The organism is Pseudogracilibacillus sp. SE30717A (assembly GCF_037071985.1).
Lineage (GTDB): Bacteria > Bacillota > Bacilli > Bacillales > Amphibacillaceae > Pseudogracilibacillus.
In genome coordinates this window covers 442,339-464,374 of sequence record NZ_JAXHDF010000002.1, presented here as the reverse complement: position 1 = coordinate 464,374, position 22,036 = coordinate 442,339, and the positions used below count along the sequence as shown (strand labels likewise).

The window sequence follows — 22,036 nt, the reverse complement described above, 5'->3', positions numbered from 1 at the left end:
GGTGTATTAATATGGTAATATTTAATTATGGTTAAAAATTAGATATAGAGCCATTCATGTAAGTAGGTAGATGCATAAGTGTAACAATAATAGCTGATGAATACTATAGTTAGAGATAAGGAGTAAACTTATGAATAATTTCCATCAACTATTAAAAAACCTCCATTCTTTAGAAGGACCATTTCCAATATTTGATACTACCATTGTTTCTTCAACTCCAAACGAGCTTTTTTCAAGATTGGTTTCAAATTGCTATAAAAATGGAGTAATGACTTACGAGTTAAATATGCGGGATTATACGAAAAAGGGTTATGCTAAAATAGACCTATCTTATAATAGGGGGGGAATTTGGTGAATAAGTTAAAAGAAGAAATTCTTCAGCATCTACTCGATTCAATAGAGTATGTAGAGTCATTAAATGATTTGAGTGAAAAGGAGTGGAGAACTCGAATTGAGGAAGGTAAGTGGACGGTGGCAGAAATAATCGGACACTTCACCCCTTGGGATGAATTTGTTTTACATAAACGTTTACCATATTTATTTTCTGAACACGAGCTTCCAAAAGGTCCAGAGAGTGAGAAAATGAACGCAGAATCTGCTTCTATCAGTAGAACAGAAAAACAGCAAGTAACAATAGGTAAGTTCATCTCTACAAGAAAAGAACTTTATAAAGCGATGAATGAGATCCCAAATGATCAATGGGAGGAAAAATTCACCATTGGGAAAACCACTCTATCATTGCATGAATATTTTAGTAGCTTTGCTCAACATGATCATCACCATTTTGACCAAATTAAAAAAAGTATTCATATTAAAAGAAAGTAAGGAAACTCACAATAACGTATTAGGCAATAAGATACTTGTACGATTTAATCCATGATTGATAAAAGAATTTCCTTTCGCTGGTTTAAAGATGATGTTCATCAGTCAAAAATCGTAAAAGGAAATACAATGCGTACAAACATAGTCTTCGTGTATAAACAATATAAAAATAAAATAAGTGCATATATTAATAACGACCTTCTATGCTGATACACGGACAGGGTTGCAGTAGACAGTCCCCCGTCAAGAGGATTGGATAGTTCAAGAAATACTCCCTTATTTACCTTCTAAAGTGCATAAGGGAGTATTTTTTATGCTATTATCAGAAACAATGAACTCCACTAACATCCCGAAAGATTTCATGAACGGTTGCAATGTCCATAGGCAACGCTTCTCTTCAAGGAAGTTTCGACTGAAGACAAAACAGATCAACAGTGTTACCAAGATCTTCATACCATTCAGGCTTATTCTACCATAGGTATCCCCATCCTTAAGCAATGTGAATGGTTTGAATGTTAGAGTCAATCAAGGAGTTATGTTGTTTCCATCAACGTTCTATTTTATACCCAATAATTTTTGATAATCTAAAGGATTATGAACGATATCCGCTAATGTGTATTCATCCAGCACTGCTAAATAAGCATTCAAAGCACGGTTTAACGCATGTTTTAATCCGCATACAGGAGTAATAACACAAGTCGATGGGCCATCTGAAAAACACGCAACGAGTTTAAAGTCATCTTCAATTTGCCGCACAACTTTGCCGATATTGATTTCCTTAGGAGGAGCAGCCAGTTTAATCCCGCCACCACGTCCACGGATCGTATCGATGAACCCAGATGTACCTAGTTCATGAATCACTTTTCCTAAATGATTTCTAGAAATACCGTACGCCTCAGCAATTTCAGTTATCGTTGACAGTTCATCTAGCGGTTTCGAAGCTAAATAGATTAAAACTCTTAAAGAATAATCGGTATAATTTGTTAGTCTCATTCATATCACCACTTTTATCATACCATGTTTTACGTGGGAAATTGATCGTTTTAAAGATAAATATTCATAGAAATGCCATAACTTACTTACCAAATTTGACAGCTTTTTTACAACTATTAAAAATGGGTTGTGTGATCAGTTTTTTTATTTTATTCTAAAGGTGTATTTAAAATACATCTTTAAAAGGAGTGCATCAAAAATGGCACTATCTCAACAAACTATAGACATTATTAAATCAACGGTTCCTGTTCTTGAAGTTCATCGAGTCGATATTACAACAGCTTTTTATAAAAACATGTTTAACAACCATCCTGAACTATTAAATATTTTTAACCAAGCGAACCAATCGAAAGGACAACAGCAACAAGCATTGGCTAACATGGTATATGCTGCAGCGAAAAATATTGATCAGTTAGAAAATGTTCTTCCGGCAGTTATTCCTGTTGCCCATAAACATAGAGGACTTGGCGTAAAGAAAGAACATTATCCGATTGTCGGCAAGCATTTATTAGGCGCAATTAAAGAAGTGCTTGGTGATGCGGCAACAGATGAAATCATCGGTGCATGGGCAGAAGCATATAACGTCATTGCAGATGTATTTATCGGTATTGAAGCGGATATGTATAAAGATTCTGAAGAACAGCTAGGCGGTTGGGAAGGCCTCGAAGAACTCGAAGTATTCGACAAAGTAAAAGAAAGTGACGTAATCACATCTTTTTATTTAAAACGTAAAGATGGAAAAGCACTCCCTGAATTTAATCCAGGACAATATATTACTATTCGAGTACAAATACCTGGCGAAACGTATTTTCATAACCGTCAATATAGCTTGTCTTGTGCACCTGGAAACGACTATTTCCGGATTTCAGTGAAACGTGAAGCAGAGCAACAACCATTCGGTGTCGTATCCAATTATCTTCATGACCATGTCCATGTGGGCGATACAATTGAAGCTAGCGTACCGGCAGGGGATTTTACATTAAATATAGACGAAACAGCTCCAGTTGCTTTGATCAGTGGTGGGGTTGGACTTACACCAATGATGAGCATGCTCGAAACATTAGTAAAAAGAGAATCAAATCGAGCGATTACGTTTATCCATTCAGCAAGACATGAAGAAGTTCATGCATTTCATAAAGATGCCATTTCGATGATTGATAAGTTAGAGAACGGTCAGCTAATCTACGGATATACAAATCCCGTAAACCCTAACGGAGATCGTGATTTTACTGGATATTTAAATAAAGAAATATTACAACAAAATCTTACAAAAGATACAGTTTGCTATGTATGCGGTCCAGTGCCATTTTTGAAAAACATTATCCCTATGCTTAGCGAACTTGGAATTGCCGAAAACAATATTCGCTTCGAATTTTTCGGACCAGCGATTGAACTAGAAGCAGAACCGGCTGTATAAAGAGAAACAAGGAGAATAAGAGAGAGTTTAATAGAGCGCGAAGTAGTAGAAAACTAAACTGTTAGGTGGAATGTAGGACATTCTGGCTGAAGGTTTAGTTTTTTTGTTTAAAGACTTTGATTTTTCTAGTGGGGTAGATGCTCCACCGCAAAAAAATGAGTGGGTCAATTTAATATGTAGAACAAAAATTTGTATATGGAACATCCAATCTCTATATTTGTTATGGTAAATTTGGTATATTTATGTAGTAACTTATTTTACCAATAAGTCAAAAGGAATAGAGAATTAAATTAATTTAATGATCAAATATAACTATAAAAATACCAATCTAGAATAAATATACAGTAAATTTGCATTAAAGGGGTAGTACGATGTCTTACTTTTATCAGTTTCTCGAGCCTGTTTCAAAAGAATTGGCGAGAACATTACAAGAATTAGAAGGCGCTATATATACGAGTCCTCGTTCTATGTTAACTTATAGTCGAACTTTAATTGAAGCGTTAATGGAAAAAGTCATGGTGCATGAACATATGGATAATGAACCGTACTTGACAATTAAAGAACGCATTGAAGATCTAGATCAAGCAGGATTACTCACAGAGGAAGTTAGAAATGCACTGCATGACGTTAGAAAATTTGGCAATATCGCTGCACACGATGTTCGTCAATTTCGATTCTCTGAATCATTGATTACGTGGGAAAATTTATATGTGATTGTAAAATGGTTTGTTGAAGTTTATGGGTCCTATCAGATAGAAGTTCCAGAGTATGTTGATCCTAAAATGAAAGTGGAGCATTCTTATGACTTGGAAGAAATGAATTTTAGATTTAAGAAAATTGAAGACTTGTTAAAAGAATCGATAGCGAAAGAACAGCCGAAAGAAGTGAATCAGGCACTCTCCGAAATTGCTGTTACTAATGTAGATAATAATGTTCCGGTTGAGGAAGAGATATCCCCAACATTACAGATCGATGGGGAGCCTGGACTAACGCCTGTACGTAATATTACATACAAAGAAGAAACACTCGATATCCCTTACTTTTTAAGAGATGCCTTTTTATTGCCGCAACGATTTGAAGAATCTGAACGCTTTTTGCTTCGATTGAATAAAGAACAGCAAGCAAGATTGATAAGTGAGTTGACAACTACAATTGATCATCTGCATGAGCGAATTACGCGATATAACGACTCACATTTGGAAACTTTTTTTCCGAATTAAAACTGTTTATTGATGAAGAGATCAGACGAAAAAAATTAATGCAAACACGACCTGGAGAGTTATTCTCATTCTATAATGGCGACGAAATTTTCGTGACAGAAGAATTCGGTAAAGAAGCAATCACGAAAGAAAAGTTTACTGGTGCCCCAGTATTGATCGATCAACTAAATGAAGGTGGGATTCGAACTGTTCGTGATTTACCGAAGGAATTAGTTATTATCGGAAAATATAAAGGTGTTGGAAAAGGAAGAGTCGATAACTTCTTTAAGCAATTAAAAGAGTTACAACAGAAGAAAATAAAAGAAGCAGTATAAAAAATATGCTTTAAAAGAGATATAACTTGAACTAATAGGAGTGCGTATGTTGAACTTGCAACACCAAGAGAGAAAGTGGAGGTTTTTATCAATACATAATATAGAAGAATAAATTTTAATAAAACATTAGAGCGTTTTTTGCAATGGGTGTAAATCGAGACCGAAGAATTGAGCCAACATTAAAGGCTCTTGAAGAATTCAGGGTACATTTTAAATTCAAGGCAGTAGTTGGGAGAGCTTCAAGGTATCGTCCAGCATAATTTTGTTTTGAGGATTAGAAGGTAGAGTTAAAGAAGGAAGAACCGTATCACAAGTGATGGTAAACAATAAAATGGAATTTACAGTACACAATGATCATTTAAAGCGTTTGGTACTAAGGCGTGATCTAAAAAAGAATTAATGGGTAAATGATTCTGTGAACTTGTTAGCATTTATAATATTATACATATAAGAATACCAAGATCTGATAACTATTTAGGAGGGGTCAAATAAAAATATCACCATTAGATTCTTGCATGGCATGTAGAAGGTCATTGATTCAAGCCCGATATGCTCCATCATAGTAAAACACCTACACATCAACATTTGTAGGTGTTTTTTGTTTGTCAAAATAAAGCGTAAATATTAGTTTTTTATCCGTTTGACATAAATTTGGCACAAAAATTCATTACAACCGGGGATATTGACGTTAAAAAATAGCTACTAACATAAGCGAAAAATTTTTTTTCATAACTAACTCCTCCAGTAATTTTTTTAAAACCTCTCTATAGATTAGTTCTGTATTTATTAGGCATTTTCCTTATAAAATGTTAAAATTTAGTAAATATAATTTTCACAGAGAAGTTCCTTTAGGATATAAAGAATATGAAAAGATATTTTCGAAAGGTGGAATTGTGAATCTAGATAGTTTGGCAAGGGATAGAGCTCAGTTAATATATCAAAAAAAATTAGTATATTCAGTTCTAGATGTACTGACAGAAGAAAGAGACGATACAGTCACAAAAGGAGAATTGTCTGCTCGTGACATATATATCATATTAAAAGTGAACCAAAATTTTAGTCAATCTCCTACGTTAAATCAAATTGAAGGGGCATTAGAATTTTTATCTTCATCATTCATAAGAGTAATTAAAAAAACAAAAAATGGCTATTCTGCAACAGGATCAGTTACTGAAATAAACAATATTTTAAACTTCTTGTCTAGATAAAGTAGAAAACACCGAAAATTTTCTTTTTGCTATTGTTTAGGAAGTTCGATCTTGCTTTAAGTTGGAAGAATTAGAGTAAATGATGCTTGTTTACAGGATTTTGCAAATATTACATAAATATAATTGAGTTTAGTGATAAAATAACAAATTGATTGTAATTATTAGTTATGACCATTTCGATTTAATATTTTGGGGGGGAGAAGAAAATGAGGTTTATTGTTAATAAATTATTATTAATTGGATTGTTAGGGTTAGTGCTAGGTGCTTGTTCTACAGCAACCGATACGGAAGAAAGCTCAGAGAATACAACAGAAGAGACCGTAGTAGAAACTATAGAAGCAATTGAAGAAACTGAAGAAAAAAGTATTGTAGCCGATGAAATTACAACAACTTTCTATCCAGAAGTAACTAGATTAAGACATCTTACCGAAGAAGACCTTGAGTGGTACGATATAATTATGACAAGATTAAATGCTATAGATGATTTCTCAGGTGATCGGGAGACTGTATACGAGATAGCTGAAGAATACGGAGAAGATCCTGAAGAGCTGTGGTTTAATTGGTTAGAGATTGTTGACGCAAAATGGTACGGTGATTATGGGAATTATGCTATTTTGTCAGAGGATTATCATAAATTATTTACTGAAATTATTGAAAAAAACATCGTAGGGGAAAAAATAGAACAATCTAGCAGTGGATATAATTCAGACGAGGAAAATTTAACTACCTCTGTACATCACAAGCTACACGTAGATGGAGAATCTCACGAAGTTGCTTACATAATTGAACACAGAGATGATTTTAAAATTGCTGAAATAATTGAGTTTAGAGTTAACGGGGAAAATATAGATTTATAGATGTATTATGTTTAGTTACGTTCCTTGTAACTATTTTGATGCTGTCAAAACCTCATTTAGACATCGTGCGGAGAACCGTATCATAAATAGAGGGAAAATGGATAGGTTACACTTAATTAATAAAGATTTTATACTGGATCTAATTGCAATGAAATAGGAAAATGAGGGCTGGTGAAACATCTTACTTAATTGATAGCACCCACCAAATGGTTGGCAAAAGAACTAGTAAACTTAAACAGTTAGGATTGATTGACAACACAAAGAAGTATCAGAGTAAAACATTGACCAAGATTACTAAGATAGCGATGACCCTAAACTTTAATAGATAAATTTAATAGATCTTTAGCCCATTCTAAACTTAACAATCATTAGTTTATCTTTACTTGTATAATACATTTAAATCTCAGTCTGCCGGGACCTTGTTTGTGATAATAGCTTAAAACTACTCATGTTATTAATTTGATAAAGGAATAGGTGGAAAAGATTAATTTATAATTAAAAGCATTTCTATCCTACTCATTTCAGGTAATCTTTCTAGAAAATCAGTAAGTTAACTATATTCTTTAAAACTAAATAAAATCAATTCCTGAACTGGTATGTAAGTGTAAGTAACAACTCATCCATTTAGTAAAGTATTGGATCTTGCAAATACGATTAAATTTAATCAAGTGATAAGATTTTTAAAAGAAATAGACGAAATTAATCCGCGACAGATTTCACAAAAAAAGCTTTCGCCAAAATACTTGTTTTTAATAGATGCTTATAAAGATCATCAAGATGTTATTAATAAGGCAATTGTAGAGCTAATAGAAATAAATGGAGCCCTGGAGCATCGATACAGAGATGCAATTGTCTCATCTTATGAAGGTGGCTTACGAAAGGATTTATTTTGGTGCTATGTCCTTTTCCCTTGGTTTGATGAATATATGTATCGCGAGCATATCTATATAAGAGTATTGATGAAGTGAATATTGGAGGTCTCCCTTTTTTACCTAATGCCACATCACTAGTAGAAAGGGTGGTAGAAAGACTTATCGATAAAAGCCCGCAAGAGATCCACGAAGAAGGAATTTTACCAAGAGGAACGATAGAAAAATGGAAGTCGGACTTGGAAGAAAAGGTAATTGTGGGACTTGTTGGTATAGATAAAATGTATGAAGAATGTATTCAAAAAAGTGCTATTCAATTTCGGCGCGGTGTTGAAAACAGGTTGGCAAGAAGCAAAATATGTAGCATTATATTTGAAAAAAGATGTTGGCTCTGCAAATGGAGTAACTATTTATGGGGAGATTAAAGAAATAAGCGTTTTAGAGGAGCGCGTTTTAATTTTTGTGAAACACTGGGTCAATCTACCTTCCGTAATAAAACCCGTAAACTATGGAATTGCAAACTATGCGATGACTACATATGAGTTATTAATAGAAGCTAAAGAACTTCCAGAGTTGTTTATGAAATCAGTTGACGAGACGGTTCTTTGGAGAATGCTTAGAAGGATATCCGATAAAATTAAAGTTAATTTGAACTCAGAAAACTTGGATGAATCCTCAAAAATTAATGAATATAAAATTAGAGAAATTACGATTCGCACAGATCGGGATAGGAATAAACTTATAATTTCAAAAGGCCAGTATACAAAGACTTTATCTATGAACATCTTAGAGAAAAGTCCATTGGCAGTGTTTAAAGCTTTGTTAGAAGTAATCAATTTATAATACCTAGGGTCTAAAAGTAATTTGACAGTATATTTATTTCATTTTATACTATAATTAGAAATAGGTACTCAAGCAGCGCGAACTGCTCAAGTACCAGCAACTACAGTCCGCATAAAGAGCGGCTGACCAATGTATTAATTACTAAAGAAGTAATCGCTTACCATTGATCGGAGGGGCGGTTACTTCTTTTTTTCTAAGAAAATGACGACGCTAACAATTAATGTAAGTAAAGCTACAATGGATAAACCAAATTGAGCTACTAAGCTTAATGCTTCGAAAGTCGTCATTTTACCACCTCCCTTCTGTAAGAAAGATGGCCAACCGCCCACTATACATTTGTAGTTGTTGCTACTATTCTAGCATAGTATCTGAATAGGTAGCAATAAAAATAAGAACGCATATTCGTATATTATATACCACCCTTAGAAATCTAAAGGTGGGTTTTTTTAGTTTGATATTGGTTCAGCAATTTTTAAATTGAAAGGTTTTATTTAAAGAGCGTTTCTTGTAATGATAACAGCTTCAGTTACGGATGAGAAAAATACTAATAACATTAAAAATATCAAATTAATTAGCATATATTCCATCAAGATAATACCCGTATAAATAGAAATATACATAGAATTTTAATTCTATGCTTTTTCAATGTTATAAATTACTACATTTTTGAGCGATCACGTCCGTTTGCTGAATACGCTATTAACATACTTCTAAAATTGATTTAACAAAATCAGTTTTTTCATCTGCATATTTATGCTTATCATGCTTGTTTGCTTTTGTTAACTTTATTTTGAGATCTTGATATTCAATTCTTGCATTATCATTATCTCTTAAGTAATCTCTAAATTTCAGCTGCTCAATTAGATACTTACTTCCACTTTGAAACATATGAATTTGATGAGTCCTTGGTTCTCCTTTATTATAGTAGTGTCTATCCGGGAGAATGTTTGTACCTTTATAGGAGTAGCCTAAACTCTTCAATGGTGATACACAATATTTTCCTTCCCTAAAATCGTTGATTTCAATGGCTATATCGATAATAGGCTTTGCACTTAAATTTTTTACCGCCGTACTTCCAATGTGATGAATATCAATAATATAATTAACGATTTCCTTCTCAATTTTACTTTTTTCTAATAAGAACGCTATTTCCCAATCTTTTGTCCAAGGTATTAAAAAGACCTCTCCCTTTGGTAATCCCAACATATACCAAACCTCCAAGCAGTTTATTGATGGAACTATCTTAAACAGAAGTCGCCAGCATTTTTATTCCAAATGGACCGTTTACTTAAAAACTTACTAGGTTATTTTTAACATATAAATTTCGGTACCTTCGAAGTATAAGAATTTTAATGATTTCACCACTAGTACCGAGCTCCTTAGTTTAAAAAGGAATGCTTTTTATTTTCGGTTTAATAAAATTTCAATAAAAAAGCATTGAATTAGGCTAACTATTTATTGTAAAACGATAAATAATATATTAAAATAAAATTGGAAATAAATAAGTGAGGTGTTATTGATGAAACTAGGATCAACTTTATTTTTAAAGATAGCTGTTGTTTTAATTGGAGTTCCGATTCTTGCTTTGTGCATATTTGGATTGCCACGGATAGCGATTGAGGCTTTTGAACAAACAGGAAGAGGTTCAGAGTTTACATATGTGGTATTGGGCATTTTAATTTTAATGTATGTATCGGCGATACCGTTTTATTTCGCATTATATCAAGCATTAAAACTATTAAGTTATATTGACAAGAACGAGGCTTTCTCTCAAATTTCTGTAAAAGCTTTAAAGAATATAAGAACCTGTGCCATTTTAATTAGTTTTTTTTATATGTTGGCTCTGCCACTCATCTATATCGTAGCGGAGTGGGATGACGCACCAGGTCTTATAGTAATCGGGTTAATTATTACTTTTGCTTCCATGGTGATCGCGGTCTTTGCTGCTGTTCTCAAAAAACTTTTACAAGAAGCGATTGATATTAAATCCGAAAATGATTTAACGGTCTGAGGTGAATGACATGGCAATTATAATCAATATTGATGTGATGTTGGCTAAAAGGAAAATGAGTGTGACGGAACTTTCGGATAGGGTTGGGATCACGATGGCGAATATTTCTATATTGAAAAATGGAAAAGCAAAAGCGATTCGTTTATCAACCTTAGAGGCGATTTGTGAGGCGTTAGATTGTCAGCCAGGAGATATTTTAGAATATAAAAGCGATGACGATATCCAAGAATCATAAAATAGGGAGGGGATACTCATGGATGTAACTGTTCGAAATGATTCCGAGAAAAAAACTTTGAAGGAACAAATGATTACAGCTCTAAAAGGACTTTTTCATTTTGGGTGGGAGCAGGCCCTATCCTGTTTGTTTCCTGTCGTTATTTTTGCTTCATTGGCCATTACACAAGTTATGGCGCTTCCTTTTTTGCCACGGTATGACTGGCTGCTCATCATTTTTCTTTTGATGCAGGTCTGGATGGTGCGTTCGGGACTTGAAACACGGGATGAACTAAAGGTGATTACATTGTTCCACCTTATTGGTCTTGGGCTTGAACTTTTCAAGGTACATATTGGATCATGGTCCTACCCAGGAGAAGGGTATTCCAAAATTTTTGGAGTGCCATTGTATAGCGGTTTTATGTATGCAAGTGTAGCAAGTTATCTTTGTCAGGCGTGGAGAAGGCTTAAAATTAAGCTGGTTAATTGGCCGCCTCTTTTGGCAGTTGTACCTCTTGCAGCAGCGATCTACTTGAATTTTTTCACTCATCATTACTGGGTAGACGTCCGCTTTTGGTTATCCGTTCTTGTAATTATCGTCTTTTGGAAATCGTGGGTATCTTACGAGGTGGATGGAATTCGCTACCGTATGCCACTTGCACTTTCTTTTGTTCTGATTGGATTTTTTATTTGGATAGCTGAAAATATCGCAACGTTCTTTGGAGCTTGGGAGTATCCAAATCAAACCGTTGCATGGAGTCTTGTTCATCTGGGGAAGGTGAGCTCATGGGTATTATTAGTAATCGTTAGTTTTCTTATTGTAGCAACGTTAAAGCAGATTAAGGCAAAGAAAATAGGGGCATGAGCATCATTTCAGGAGGCTAATTGTTAAGGCTTGGACAATGAATCTGTTCCACCATTTCAAAACATTTTAGAGAGGATGAACACGATCAATGAAAATTCCTTTTTTAAATCATCTACAAACGAGTGAACCCTTACCTTATCTGGAAGGTCATACACCAGAACATATCGCAATCATTATGGATGGAAACGGACGCTGGGCGAGGAATCGGGGCATGCCCAGAGTTGCTGGACATAAAGAAGGAGTATCAGTCGTATTTAAAATTGTCAAGGCGGCAGTTAAATCTGGGGTGAAGGTTCTTACACTTTATACGTTCTCCACGGAAAATTGGAAACGTCCGAAGTCTGAAATAAATTATATTTTAAGACTTCCTAAAGAGTTTTTACATGTTTATCTGCCAGACCTTATATCCAATAATGTACGTATTAAAGTAATTGGCGACATGAATGAGCTTCCGGCCTCAACACATGAGACGCTACAGTATGCAATGGATCGTACCCGTGACAATGACGGTCTTCAACTGAATATTGCACTCAACTATGGAAGCAGAAGCGAGATTTTAAATGCAATGAAAGCAATGGTAAAAGATATAAACAACACGAAATTATCACTGGAAGAATTGGATGCACTGGACGAACGGCAACTTTCAAAATATTTGTATACGGCTGATACCCGAGACCCCGACCTGCTTATTCGTACCGGCGGGGAAAAACGTCTAAGTAATTTTTTACTTTGGCAGCTTGCCTACACAGAGTTCTGGTTTACGGATGTTTTGTGGCCAGATTTCTCCGAGAATGATTTTTTAGATGCGCTAGAAGAGTATCGGCAACGCAAAAGAAGGTACGGTGGACTATAAGGCAGTTTTTCTGACCACATTCAATGGACTAAATTTCAGGAAACATGTCATTGTAAACGTCATTTCATGCTTTTAAAAATACCGCAATTTTTTCTAACCTTTTCGTTCTTTTTAAAAATTGTGGTGAAATAAATCGGTTTAAGAAATTTGTCAACTTCACATTTGCTCCGTAATAATAGGCTTGAACAATTAATTTAGAACAATAGTTTTTCTCTATCGACTCAATATTATGATTTAAAACAGTATACTCTTTTACAAGGTGTAGATGATCTGTAGCCCATTTCGCAGCTTCATTTGCACCGGTTTTTGAGCGAAGTAATGTTATTTGATCCCCTGGATGATGCCGATGCCAAAATTGTTCGGCAGTTAACGTATGACCGGAGGGTTTTCCCGGTATCGCTTCTTTCATGGTGTAATCAGAGCCGACAATGACAGTATGACCGACATAATAAGTGGATCTTCCAATCGTAGAATATAAAATATCTCCTGGAAGCATCTCAATATTGCTATAAGGATATGTTTTTCTTTTATTTAAAGACATTGATGATACTCCTTCTAAACGCTGTATAACTTGAGTATAACGATAAAATACAAGTATATAAAGTGAAACTTCTCTAAAAAAGTCCATTTTGATCCATCTAGGACTCTTTAATTTTTTCATTTGAATTTTTCCCAATTCAAATAAAACTTATAATTCTTCACAATGTCTATTGACCAGATCGGTCATTAGAGTTATACTATGGGTGACCAATGTGGTCAATCTCGATTTAACAGAAAGGAGATTTTCACCATTTATTCTAAGTTTCTTAACTTACAAACAGAAAAACAACAAGAAATTATTAATGCAGCAATAATGGAATTTGTCCAAAGTGGTTTTGATAGAGCGTCAACAAATGAAATTGTAAAAAGAGCGAACATCTCTAAAGGTTCATTGTTTAATTATTTTAATAGCAAGAAAGAACTTTATGTCTATTTAATCGAGTACAGTACGCAAATTATTGAAGGAATTGTGGAACAAATTGATTTGAACGAAACCGATATATTTAAAAGAATCGAAAATATTGGATTGAAAAAATTGCATATTCAACAAAGATTCCCGCAAGTTTTTGATTTCCTGCTCGCCGCCACAGAAGAGGAATCAGTTGAAGTAAAGGAAATTATTAAGCAAAAGGTTGATCCTATCTATGAAAAGAGTACGAAAAAAATGTACGATCAGATCGATTACTCTAAGTTCCGTGAAGGGCTTGATGTCGAGAAAGCGATTGAGATCTTGAATTGGACGATGTTCGGATTCGGGGAAAAAGGTCTAAAAGAAATAAATACGTTTGAAAATATAAGCGAATTTGGGGAGCAGTATCTAAGAGAATGGGAGAGTTATTCTAAAATTCTAAAGGACAGTTTTTACAAATAAGTAGTGTGTTTTAAAAAAAGTGTGTCGATGTTTATTCATCGATTTTTACTTAAATAAGAGATGTCTAAATCTTTAAAATAAGGGGTGTCTATGGTATGACACAAGTTGTAAAAGTGCAAGGTTTACAGAAAAGATTTGGCAAGTTTCTAGCATTAAGTGACGTAACATTCACGGTAGAGGCTGGAGAAGTTGTTGGATTTATTGGTCCTAATGGTGCTGGTAAATCTACAACCATCCGTACGTTGTTAGGAATTATCAAACGTGATGCTGGCAGTGCCGAAATTTTTGGGAAGGATGTTTGGAAAGACAGCATTGAAATTCATAAACGCATTTCTTATGTACCCGGGGATGTCACTTTGTGGGGAAATCTTACAGGCGGAGAAATTATTGATTTGTTCATTAAGTTGCATGGGGCTGGTGACAAGGAAAAACGCGATTATTTAATTAAACGCTTTGAACTTGATCCAAAGAAAAAAGCGAAAGGCTATTCAAAGGGGAATCGCCAAAAGGTTGGTTTAATTGCAGCATTATCTGTTGATTCGGATTTATATATTTTTGATGAACCAACTTCTGGTCTTGACCCTTTGATGGAACATATTTTTCAAGAAGAAGTGGAAAAAATCAAAGAATCAGGCAAATCCATTCTATTGTCCTCTCATATTTTAAGTGAAGTGGAACGGTTAGCGGATAAAGTAGTTATTATCCGCCAAGGTGAAATCGTGGAGACTGGTACCCTTGATGAATTACGGCATCTGACTCGTTCTACGGTAACCTTAGAAACAGAAGGCGATGTTGCTAAGATGGCGACTGAAAATGGGGTACATGATTTTACACAAAAAGATAATCAGGCGACATTCTCTGCTGATAACCAACAGATGAATGATATTTTATTACAAGCAACCAAATTAGGGGTCAAAAAATTTGAGGCTGTCCCGCCAACACTTGATGATTTATTCATGCGTCATTATGAAGGCTAACTCCCGAAAGGAGGATGATTTGCGATGAAGGAAAAATTTGCTCGATGGGATACATTGTTTATCCAGTATGTAAAACGTGATTGGAAAAAAATAATTATTTGGGTGCTAGGACTTGGCTTGTTTTCGGCTGGTTTTGTTCCGGCATTTAAAGAAATAGCAAAAGGGCAAGGTTTGCTTGGAATGTTTGAAACCTTACAAAATCCCGCAATGATATCGATGGTTGGCCCTACGCCAATCGAAACAGCAACTGATTATACGTTGGGAGCAATGTATGCGCATGAGATGTTACTGTTTTGTAGTTTGTTTGCGATGATCTTAGCTGTTTTACACGTGATAGGTCATACTCGTAAAGAAGAAGAGCTTGGTCTTACTGAGCTTGTCCGCTCCTTTCAAATCGGACGACAAGCAAATTCTCTTGCTTCAATAATCGAAATCGTTTTTATAAATGTATGGTTAGCACTTTTGATTGGGGTAGTAATGATAAGCTTTGGCGCTGAAACGATTTCTGCAGAGGGTGCGTTTTTATTCGGGGCATCCGTCGGAATGGCTGGTCTGATTGGTGCCGCAATAGCTCTCGTTATGGCGCAAATTATGCCAACTTCTTCTGGCGCAACGGCTTCAGCTCTTGGAATAATAGGACTGCTTTATATTGTGCGAGCGGGAACAGATGTAGCTAATGTGAACTTTTCTATGATCAATCCATTAGGATGGACCTATTTAACCTATCCTTTTACGGAAAATAATTGGCTTCCGCTTATTTTTGCTTTAATTTTCAGTAGCATCTTGGTGATAATTGCTTTTGCCCTAGAAGGGGCCCGTGATATGGGGGCTGGTTATTTGCCTACAAGAGAAGGTCGCGAAAGCGCAAAGAAATCTTTATTGTCTGTCCGTGGGTTATTTATTAAAATGAACAAAGGCACGATCATTAGTTGGATGGTAGCGTTTGTTGTCATGGGTGCTGCTTACGGTTCGATTTATGGTGATATGCAGACCTTCCTGGAAAGTAATGAAATGATGAAGCAAATGTTTTCTCACTCAGGTTTTTCCATCGAAGAATCCTTTACAGGCACGATTATGATGGTCATGATTGGCTTAGTTTCGATTTTACCAATTGCTATTGTAAATAAGCTGTTTTCTGAAGAAAATCGCTCACATTTAAGTCAGCTTTTTGCTACAAAAGTGACCCGCAGTAAGCTTTACTGGACCAGCATTGGTATAGCAATTACCGTAAGTCTAATTGGAATTTTCTTCGCAGCTGGTAGTCTTGGTGGAACGGCTGTCGCGGCGATGGGAGATCGTTCAACGATGAATGTAACAGATTTTCTTATTGCTGGTTACAATTTTTTACCAACCGTCTTATTCTTGACAGGTCTTGCAGCTTTAGCCCTCGGTTGGGCACCGAAACTGGGTAAAGTAGTTTATGTGTATCTTGCTTACTCTTTTTTACTAAATTATTTTGGTGGTATATTAGACTTACCTGAATGGTTCTTTAAAACAGCGATTCAAAGCTGGATTCCACAAATGCCTATGGAGGATTTCGATGCTTCCATTTTTATTATCCTAACAAGTATTAGTATTATGTTGATAGTAATTGGTTATCTTGGTTATCGTAGACGGGATATGATGGAAGGGGCTTAAAAGAGATTTTACCAGTGAAGTGAAATGAAACTATTATGAAAAAAGCCGTATTTTTCAATAGAAGAATACGGCTTTAAATATAAGGCTGAGTATATCTCGTTAAAGGGAAATTTAATAGTGGTAATTGAGTTACTAGTAAACTTCTTTACCATTGACTATTATTTATTATAATGATAGATATAATTATAGAGTAAACAGTAAATAGATTAGAAGGAGAGAGTTAATTGCCAACTTTAGAAGAGGTCGAAATACAAGCAGCGCCATTCAATTTACCAGAAGGAATGATAAACTATTTGCCATCCGTGTTAGAAGACGGAGAAGTTATAGAGCAAGTAGCTATGGGTTATTACAAAGAAAGTGGATTTAGTCATATATCGGGTCACTTAATGGTAACTGACCGTAGATTCATCTACTCGCTTTATGTTAAACCAGGAACAAGTTACACGGATTACTTCTATTTTTCGGAGCTAAAGTCAATTACAGTTCGTACATCAAAAAATTTAGCGGATTACAGAGATGTAATTCTTATAGATGTTGCTGATCAGAAATTTGTCATTGAAAGGATTTTAACTATCGGCAATCACGATTTCTTTACACATATTGAACCTTTGCTAGATAGTTCGAATTGAGACAATATAGAATTTTAAGGTGAAGATGTATGATACACTTTTTTAAAAATTTACAAAACGGAATTTAAAAAAGGACATAAAGTACAATTGTAAACGTTAAAGAAGTATGGTCATTTCTTTATAGAAATTTGATTTTTAGACTTATTACACCTTTTATAATCCCTTAGCGATACCCAAATGCATATGAGGGGTTATTTTTTATGTTTAGATATCGAAAAAAACTACAAAGTATATACACAAAAGCTAAATAATAATGTCGTCTAATCAGGGTAAAAATTTGGCGCAAGATACTATCACTCAGAAGTTGAACATTCTGGGTGATTCTTTTTAGTTTCTTTCCATTAAAATACGTATGGCAATTTGGAATAGAATATTGCTGCGGATTAGACTGCAAAGTTAATAAGTATGTTAGAATAGAATAAGAATTAGGAATAATCTAGAAACAAATATGAAGAGAGGGGATTGAAAATGGATGTAAGATTTCCAATAGGGAAATTACAAGTTCCTGAGAAGGTGACGTTGGAAGATGTTAAAGGGTGGCTAGAAGAAATAGAAACGTATACGGCTCGATTAAGAGAAACTGTTGACACATTAACGGATGAGGAATTAAACCGTACATACCGTGAGGGCAGTTGGACAGTTCGACAGCTTGTACATCACATTGCCGATTCTCAATTAAATATGTATCAACGTTTGAAATTAGCTTTAACAGATGAGAATCCAACTGTACCAAATTTTGATCAAGATAAGTGGGCAACTCAACCGGATACAAATCTTCCTGTAGATAGTTCGATTAAGATGTTAGAAGGTATCAATGAACGTGTCGTGTCTTTGGGTAAAAGTTTAACTGACGAGCAATTAGAAAGAATCTTTACCCATCAAAAAAATGGGGAAATTACCGTTGCGACAAAAGTTGCAAAATTAGCTTGGCACGAAGAGCATCACTTAGCACATATAAAGATCGCATTATCAAAGGCATCTTAAATATTAAACAATAATATCATTTTGTGAATCAATGAAAGTACTATCATTGCCCGTTTTCTTCAAAAAAATAGGAGATAACGGGTTTATTTATGATATATTAGTTTTAATCCTAACAGTTATTTTTACATTTTTGGTTTTCACTCCTTTGGATTATATGAAGAATTTATAACTGTTAGTTCTATGGCCTACATCCTTATTTTCTTGCTTCTATTAAAGTCTTTGTTCTAAAGAACAGGTCAAGAATCGAGTTTAGAAAAATGCGCATAAGCAAAATGTACAAATAGAAATTTTACCTAATAAGCTGATGAGCGATTTTTTAAAATAGATTTGTGTAATAAATGGACCTAGATTATTACCTTGCTTGATGGGAGAGAGATCATTTGATAATAAGAGAAATAGAGATTTCAGATGCAGAAAAACTTTCATATTTAATTCAGCAGGTGGAAGCAAGTTCTGAATATATGCTCTGGGAATCTGGAGAAAAAGAAATTAATAGTATGCAGCAAAATAAAAGGATAGACCGTATAAAGAATAGTGAGAATTCCACTATACTTGTAGCTGAAAACGATAGGAATGAGTTAGTTGGATACCTTTTTGCTATCGGTGGAAATGCTAAAAGAAACAAGCACTCAGCCTATGTTGTAGTCGGGATTTCCGAAAAATATCGGGGACAAGGAATTGGATCAAAACTATTTAATGAGTTAGATCAGTGGGCTACTAACCATGGAATCCATCGCTTGGAATTGACTGTCGTTACAAGAAATGAAGCTGGTTTGACCTTATATAAAAAAATGGGCTTCGAAATTGAGGGGACGAAAAGGCATTCTTTATTCATCAGCAATGAATTTGTAGATGAATACTATATGTCAAAATTAATAAGTCCTGTACTCTAATAATGGAACTAAACAATTAGTTGTGATTTCGACTGGCTTGAACGGAAAACCTTTCATCAACTTGTTTCTGATGAAAGGTTTTTATAATTGTATGATCTAGAGGATTTGGCATACCAAGTTATTTCCGTTAAAGATGAATTAACTTCAGAACAATTTTCAGGACTTTATTTATATACTAACCTTTACAAAAAAATGCATACCGAAAATTTGTACGCTATATTTATTATTAGTAATTTGGTAAATTATTAATTAGCTACATTTGTAGACATTATATATTTTTTCTAACGAAAAAACTTAGGAAGAAGGCTAATTGGTTAATGCATTTAAACTTGATGAAATTGTTCGAATGCTATGTTAGAGACTACATACATTTAATCTTACAAATTCAACAAGTAAATAAAAGATATAATTCTACTAAATGGATGTAAAAAGTTTAAATAAAAATTGAATTTTAGAGGTGTACAGCAAATGAATCGTGAAGCGATCAAAAAACAAGTCCTTAAAGATAATTATTTAGATATTGCCTTAACAAGATATATAGAGTTTAAGAAAACTGATACGTATGATGAAAATTATAAATTTGAAATGTTAAAGCGGACGAGAGAACTTTTCCAAGCAAATAGTCCAATAACGGAAGAAAATGTAGTGTTTATGGCGAAAGAGCTGCAAAAACTTAATCCGAATGAAGGGACGTTTGTTTATTGGGCAGCTGTGGATGATTTTGTAACATATGTAGAAGCAAAACCAGCCGAAGCAGCGCAGTTATGGAATCAACTTTATGATGAGTCGATTCCTTTAAGGGACAGAATCAATCAGTTTAGAGAAGTGAGTCAAACATTTAATGAAAAGGCAAGATTTAATGCACCATTTTTTGGATTCTTATTTGCTGCCTATGATTATGAAACGTATCCTTTATATAAGGGATCACTTTATCAACAAGTGAAAAAAGCATATACCATTGATATTAAACTGGCTTCTGTCAGTGAGAATTATGATACATATATGACCATATGTGAAGTGATACTTGACCACTTAAAGGTGGAAAACCCGGATATTACGATGTTGGATGTACAAGACTTTTTATTTTGTAGTAGTGAATATGACAAAATAAAAGTGGAAAGTGCTGTGGAATATTTATATGATTTATCAGTTAAACTGCGGAATTATAAAAAGAATGCAGCGGAATTTCTGGAAGAAATTAAACGTCTAGATAAAGATATTTTACGAGAAAGACGAGCGTTTTATCGAAATAAGATCAAGATCAATCTAATAAGATTTGAACTGTTGGACAAGGTATTAACAGAAGGGAATATTACCATTACTGATTTAGAACAAATAAAAAATGAAGTGAAAGCTGCGTACGATAAGGACATATTAAAGTCTTGGAATAATTTCACAATTTTATTCCAAATCTATTATGCTTTTAAACGAAAAAAGGTGCAAGTAGAGTTAGAAACGGTTCATCAGGCGATTCGTGATATACCGGAATTTCAAGGGATCGATTTTTATGAGGGTAGAGTATTAAAATGGGTTTGATTGGAATCAACAATTTGGAACGGATCATTGTTGGTTAGCAGTTTATGAAACTAAGTATGAGACTCATCAGAAAGCAATCCAATATTATGTAGGTATTAATGAAGGACTTATTTCTTACGGTACGTATTATGGCGCTGAACATATAAATAGTGGTAAAGCGGATCGAGAAACAGTAGCGGATATCGCGGATTTTTCCTATGATCATTTTTATGATAAATTTGTCGAACTGGCTAAGAAAGTACAACCTGAGCAAAATGATGAGGAAGGGCTTTATACAGAAGATATTTATGATGTGGAGACATGGCTTAAGTTATTAAAAAACAACGATTTATTTTATCCAAAAGACTTACAATATATTCATAAAATGTACGAACTCGGCGGAGGAGCTTCTTGTAAACAAATGGGTGATGCATTAGGAGTTAGTCCACATGCGGTAAATTTAACACTTACACATTTAGCCAGACGGATTCAGAAAGAAATGAACGCAGATTTTCCAAAGAATAAGGAAGGAAAAGATTCTTACTGGCGGGTTTTATTCAATGGAGAATATATGCAAAGTGGCCATTTTAAATGGATATTGAAGCCTAACTTATTTGAAGCTGTCTCGAAGTTACATGATGAACAAGAAGTGAAGGTAGATCCATATTCAAAAGGATTTTCTTAAAGAAGTGTTTATGGATGAACAGATGTTTGATACGATTGCAGATTTACTCGATTATAAGCGCAATATTATTTTGCAGGGGCCACCAGGGGTAGGGAAAACCTTTTTATCCAAGCGTATCGCTTATGCGCTAATGGGTGAAAAAGATGATACGCGTCTTGAAATTGTGCAATTTCACCAAAACTACGCATACGAAGATTTTGTGATGGGATATCGTCCAAATGAACAAGGACAGTTTCAACTGGAATATGGTGTATTTTATGATTTTTGTGAACGAGCTATTATGAATCCTGAACAAAATTATTATTTTATTATTGATGAGATCAATCGTGGAAACTTATCAAAAGTTTTTGGTGAGCTGTTTATGTTAATTGAAAAAGAGAAACGTGATGAGTATGTAACGATGGGGTATTCAAAGGAGAAGTTTACTGTACCGGAAAATGTATTTTTAATTGGAACGATGAATACAGCGGACAGGTCACTTGCTCAGTTGGATGTTGCACTCCGAAGAAGGTTTCATTTGTAACATTAGACCCGCAATTTAATACAAAATGGCAGAATTATTTGCAGCAAAAAGGAATTTCAGAGGAAATGATAGAAAGAATTTTACAAGCAGTACACAAAATCAATACAGATATTAGAGATGACTATCAATTGGGTAGAGGGTATGAAATTGGCCATTCCTTTTTTACGTCGATACCGAAACAGTTGGGTGAGCAGAAGTGGTTTGAAAATGTGGTTGCTTTTGAAATTAAACCGTTACTAGAAGAGTATTATTTTGATCGTCCTGAAAAAGTTACCGAATTAATTGAGGGTATGTAA

The 22,036-nt window shown here is 34.4% G+C and carries 28 protein-coding genes; 24 read left to right on the top strand and 4 right to left on the bottom strand.

Annotated elements, in window-relative coordinates; genetic code table 11:
• The first annotated feature begins 130 nt into the window (after positions 1–130).
• Positions 131–355: a hypothetical protein gene (locus SPD48_RS05115; RefSeq protein WP_336256982.1), complete on the top strand. Its 225-nt coding sequence runs from the start codon at positions 131–133 to the stop codon at positions 353–355.
• Positions 352–825 (top strand): DinB family protein, encoded by a 474-nt coding sequence (locus tag SPD48_RS05110; RefSeq protein ID WP_336256981.1) that lies wholly within the window; start codon positions 352–354, stop codon positions 823–825. The genes SPD48_RS05115 and SPD48_RS05110 overlap by 4 nt, the downstream gene beginning before the upstream one ends.
• Before the next feature lie 552 nt (positions 826–1,377).
• Here SPD48_RS05110 and SPD48_RS05105 read toward each other — a convergent pair.
• Complete coding sequence (locus tag SPD48_RS05105; protein WP_336256980.1) at positions 1,378–1,815, bottom strand: Rrf2 family transcriptional regulator; 438 nt, start codon at positions 1,813–1,815, stop codon at positions 1,378–1,380.
• A 199-nt stretch (positions 1,816–2,014) separates the two neighbouring features.
• On the opposite strand from SPD48_RS05105, the gene hmpA reads away from it, so the two are divergent.
• The 8 genes from hmpA (at position 2,015) to SPD48_RS05065 (ending at position 8,543) form a co-directional block, all read left to right on the top strand.
• Positions 2,015–3,232: an NO-inducible flavohemoprotein gene (gene hmpA, locus SPD48_RS05100; protein ID WP_336256979.1), complete on the top strand. Its 1,218-nt coding sequence runs from the start codon at positions 2,015–2,017 to the stop codon at positions 3,230–3,232.
• Positions 3,233–3,603: 371 nt separating this feature from the next.
• Positions 3,604–4,452 (top strand): DUF4145 domain-containing protein, encoded by an 849-nt coding sequence (locus tag SPD48_RS05095; protein WP_336256978.1) that lies wholly within the window; start codon positions 3,604–3,606, stop codon positions 4,450–4,452.
• Positions 4,453–4,490: 38 nt separating this feature from the next.
• Positions 4,491–4,766, top strand: coding sequence for a hypothetical protein (locus SPD48_RS05090; RefSeq protein WP_336256977.1), 276 nt, complete (start codon positions 4,491–4,493; stop codon positions 4,764–4,766).
• An 893-nt stretch (positions 4,767–5,659) separates the two neighbouring features.
• A complete protein-coding gene (locus SPD48_RS05085; protein ID WP_336256976.1) occupies positions 5,660–5,974 on the top strand; it encodes a hypothetical protein in 315 nt (104 codons plus the stop codon).
• 206 nt (positions 5,975–6,180) lie between these two features.
• Positions 6,181–6,831, top strand: a complete 651-nt coding sequence (locus SPD48_RS05080) for a hypothetical protein (RefSeq protein ID WP_336256975.1) — start codon at positions 6,181–6,183, stop codon at positions 6,829–6,831.
• A gap of 635 nt (positions 6,832–7,466) precedes the next feature.
• Positions 7,467–7,799 (top strand): nuclease domain-containing protein, encoded by a 333-nt coding sequence (locus SPD48_RS05075; RefSeq protein ID WP_336256974.1) that lies wholly within the window; start codon positions 7,467–7,469, stop codon positions 7,797–7,799.
• Positions 7,796–8,125, top strand: coding sequence for a hypothetical protein (locus SPD48_RS05070; RefSeq protein WP_336256973.1), 330 nt, complete (start codon positions 7,796–7,798; stop codon positions 8,123–8,125). The genes SPD48_RS05075 and SPD48_RS05070 overlap by 4 nt, the downstream gene beginning before the upstream one ends.
• Positions 8,073–8,543, top strand: a complete 471-nt coding sequence (locus SPD48_RS05065) for a hypothetical protein (RefSeq protein WP_336256972.1) — start codon at positions 8,073–8,075, stop codon at positions 8,541–8,543. Before SPD48_RS05070 ends, SPD48_RS05065 begins: the two co-directional genes overlap by 53 nt.
• Before the next feature lie 179 nt (positions 8,544–8,722).
• Here the strand turns inward: SPD48_RS05065 and SPD48_RS05060 are convergent, their stop codons facing one another.
• Both SPD48_RS05060 and SPD48_RS05055 read right to left on the bottom strand, forming a co-directional pair.
• Positions 8,723–8,830 (bottom strand): putative holin-like toxin, encoded by a 108-nt coding sequence (locus SPD48_RS05060; RefSeq protein WP_336256971.1) that lies wholly within the window; start codon positions 8,828–8,830, stop codon positions 8,723–8,725.
• 412 nt (positions 8,831–9,242) lie between these two features.
• A complete protein-coding gene (locus SPD48_RS05055; RefSeq protein ID WP_336256970.1) occupies positions 9,243–9,749 on the bottom strand; it encodes a GrpB family protein in 507 nt (168 codons plus the stop codon).
• A gap of 313 nt (positions 9,750–10,062) precedes the next feature.
• Here SPD48_RS05055 and SPD48_RS05050 point away from each other — a divergent pair, with 313 nt between their 5' ends.
• From SPD48_RS05050 to SPD48_RS05035, 4 genes are all read left to right on the top strand, one after another.
• Complete coding sequence (locus SPD48_RS05050) at positions 10,063–10,554, top strand: DUF2975 domain-containing protein (protein WP_336256969.1); 492 nt, start codon at positions 10,063–10,065, stop codon at positions 10,552–10,554.
• A 10-nt stretch (positions 10,555–10,564) separates the two neighbouring features.
• Entirely contained in the window at positions 10,565–10,789 is a 225-nt protein-coding gene (locus tag SPD48_RS05045) for a helix-turn-helix domain-containing protein (RefSeq protein ID WP_336256968.1), read from the top strand.
• A gap of 72 nt (positions 10,790–10,861) precedes the next feature.
• Positions 10,862–11,632 carry a DUF817 domain-containing protein gene (locus SPD48_RS05040; RefSeq protein WP_442962110.1) on the top strand — a complete coding sequence of 257 codons (771 nt, stop codon included), beginning with the start codon at positions 10,862–10,864 and terminating at the stop codon, positions 11,630–11,632.
• 88 nt (positions 11,633–11,720) lie between these two features.
• A complete protein-coding gene (locus tag SPD48_RS05035) occupies positions 11,721–12,485 on the top strand; it encodes an isoprenyl transferase (protein WP_336256966.1) in 765 nt (254 codons plus the stop codon).
• A 64-nt stretch (positions 12,486–12,549) separates the two neighbouring features.
• Here the strand turns inward: SPD48_RS05035 and SPD48_RS05030 are convergent, their stop codons facing one another.
• A complete protein-coding gene (locus SPD48_RS05030) occupies positions 12,550–13,026 on the bottom strand; it encodes a hypothetical protein (protein ID WP_336256965.1) in 477 nt (158 codons plus the stop codon).
• A 198-nt stretch (positions 13,027–13,224) separates the two neighbouring features.
• Here SPD48_RS05030 and SPD48_RS05025 point away from each other — a divergent pair, with 198 nt between their 5' ends.
• The 10 genes from SPD48_RS05025 to SPD48_RS04980 all read left to right on the top strand — a co-directional run bounded on the left by SPD48_RS05025 (position 13,225) and on the right by SPD48_RS04980 (position 22,036).
• A complete protein-coding gene (locus SPD48_RS05025) occupies positions 13,225–13,896 on the top strand; it encodes a TetR/AcrR family transcriptional regulator (protein WP_336256964.1) in 672 nt (223 codons plus the stop codon).
• Positions 13,897–13,991: 95 nt separating this feature from the next.
• Positions 13,992–14,873, top strand: a complete 882-nt coding sequence (locus SPD48_RS05020) for an ABC transporter ATP-binding protein (protein ID WP_336256963.1) — start codon at positions 13,992–13,994, stop codon at positions 14,871–14,873.
• Positions 14,874–14,897: 24 nt separating this feature from the next.
• Positions 14,898–16,511: an ABC transporter permease gene (locus tag SPD48_RS05015; RefSeq protein WP_336256962.1), complete on the top strand. Its 1,614-nt coding sequence runs from the start codon at positions 14,898–14,900 to the stop codon at positions 16,509–16,511.
• Positions 16,512–16,735: 224 nt separating this feature from the next.
• Positions 16,736–17,140 carry a hypothetical protein gene (locus tag SPD48_RS05010; RefSeq protein ID WP_336256961.1) on the top strand — a complete coding sequence of 135 codons (405 nt, stop codon included), beginning with the start codon at positions 16,736–16,738 and terminating at the stop codon, positions 17,138–17,140.
• A 468-nt stretch (positions 17,141–17,608) separates the two neighbouring features.
• Positions 17,609–18,124 (top strand): YfiT family bacillithiol transferase, encoded by a 516-nt coding sequence (locus tag SPD48_RS05005; protein WP_336256960.1) that lies wholly within the window; start codon positions 17,609–17,611, stop codon positions 18,122–18,124.
• A 380-nt stretch (positions 18,125–18,504) separates the two neighbouring features.
• Positions 18,505–19,017, top strand: a complete 513-nt coding sequence (locus tag SPD48_RS05000; RefSeq protein WP_336256959.1) for a GNAT family N-acetyltransferase — start codon at positions 18,505–18,507, stop codon at positions 19,015–19,017.
• 468 nt (positions 19,018–19,485) lie between these two features.
• Positions 19,486–20,553 (top strand): hypothetical protein, encoded by a 1,068-nt coding sequence (locus tag SPD48_RS04995; RefSeq protein WP_336256958.1) that lies wholly within the window; start codon positions 19,486–19,488, stop codon positions 20,551–20,553.
• A 292-nt stretch (positions 20,554–20,845) separates the two neighbouring features.
• Positions 20,846–21,217 carry a hypothetical protein gene (locus SPD48_RS04990; protein ID WP_336256957.1) on the top strand — a complete coding sequence of 124 codons (372 nt, stop codon included), beginning with the start codon at positions 20,846–20,848 and terminating at the stop codon, positions 21,215–21,217.
• Positions 21,218–21,227: 10 nt separating this feature from the next.
• The gene (locus SPD48_RS04985) at positions 21,228–21,740 is read left to right on the top strand and encodes an McrB family protein (protein ID WP_336256956.1); all 513 of its coding nucleotides are present in this window, start codon (positions 21,228–21,230) and stop codon (positions 21,738–21,740) included.
• Between the two features lie 65 nt (positions 21,741–21,805).
• Complete coding sequence (locus tag SPD48_RS04980) at positions 21,806–22,036, top strand: hypothetical protein (RefSeq protein WP_336256955.1); 231 nt, start codon at positions 21,806–21,808, stop codon at positions 22,034–22,036.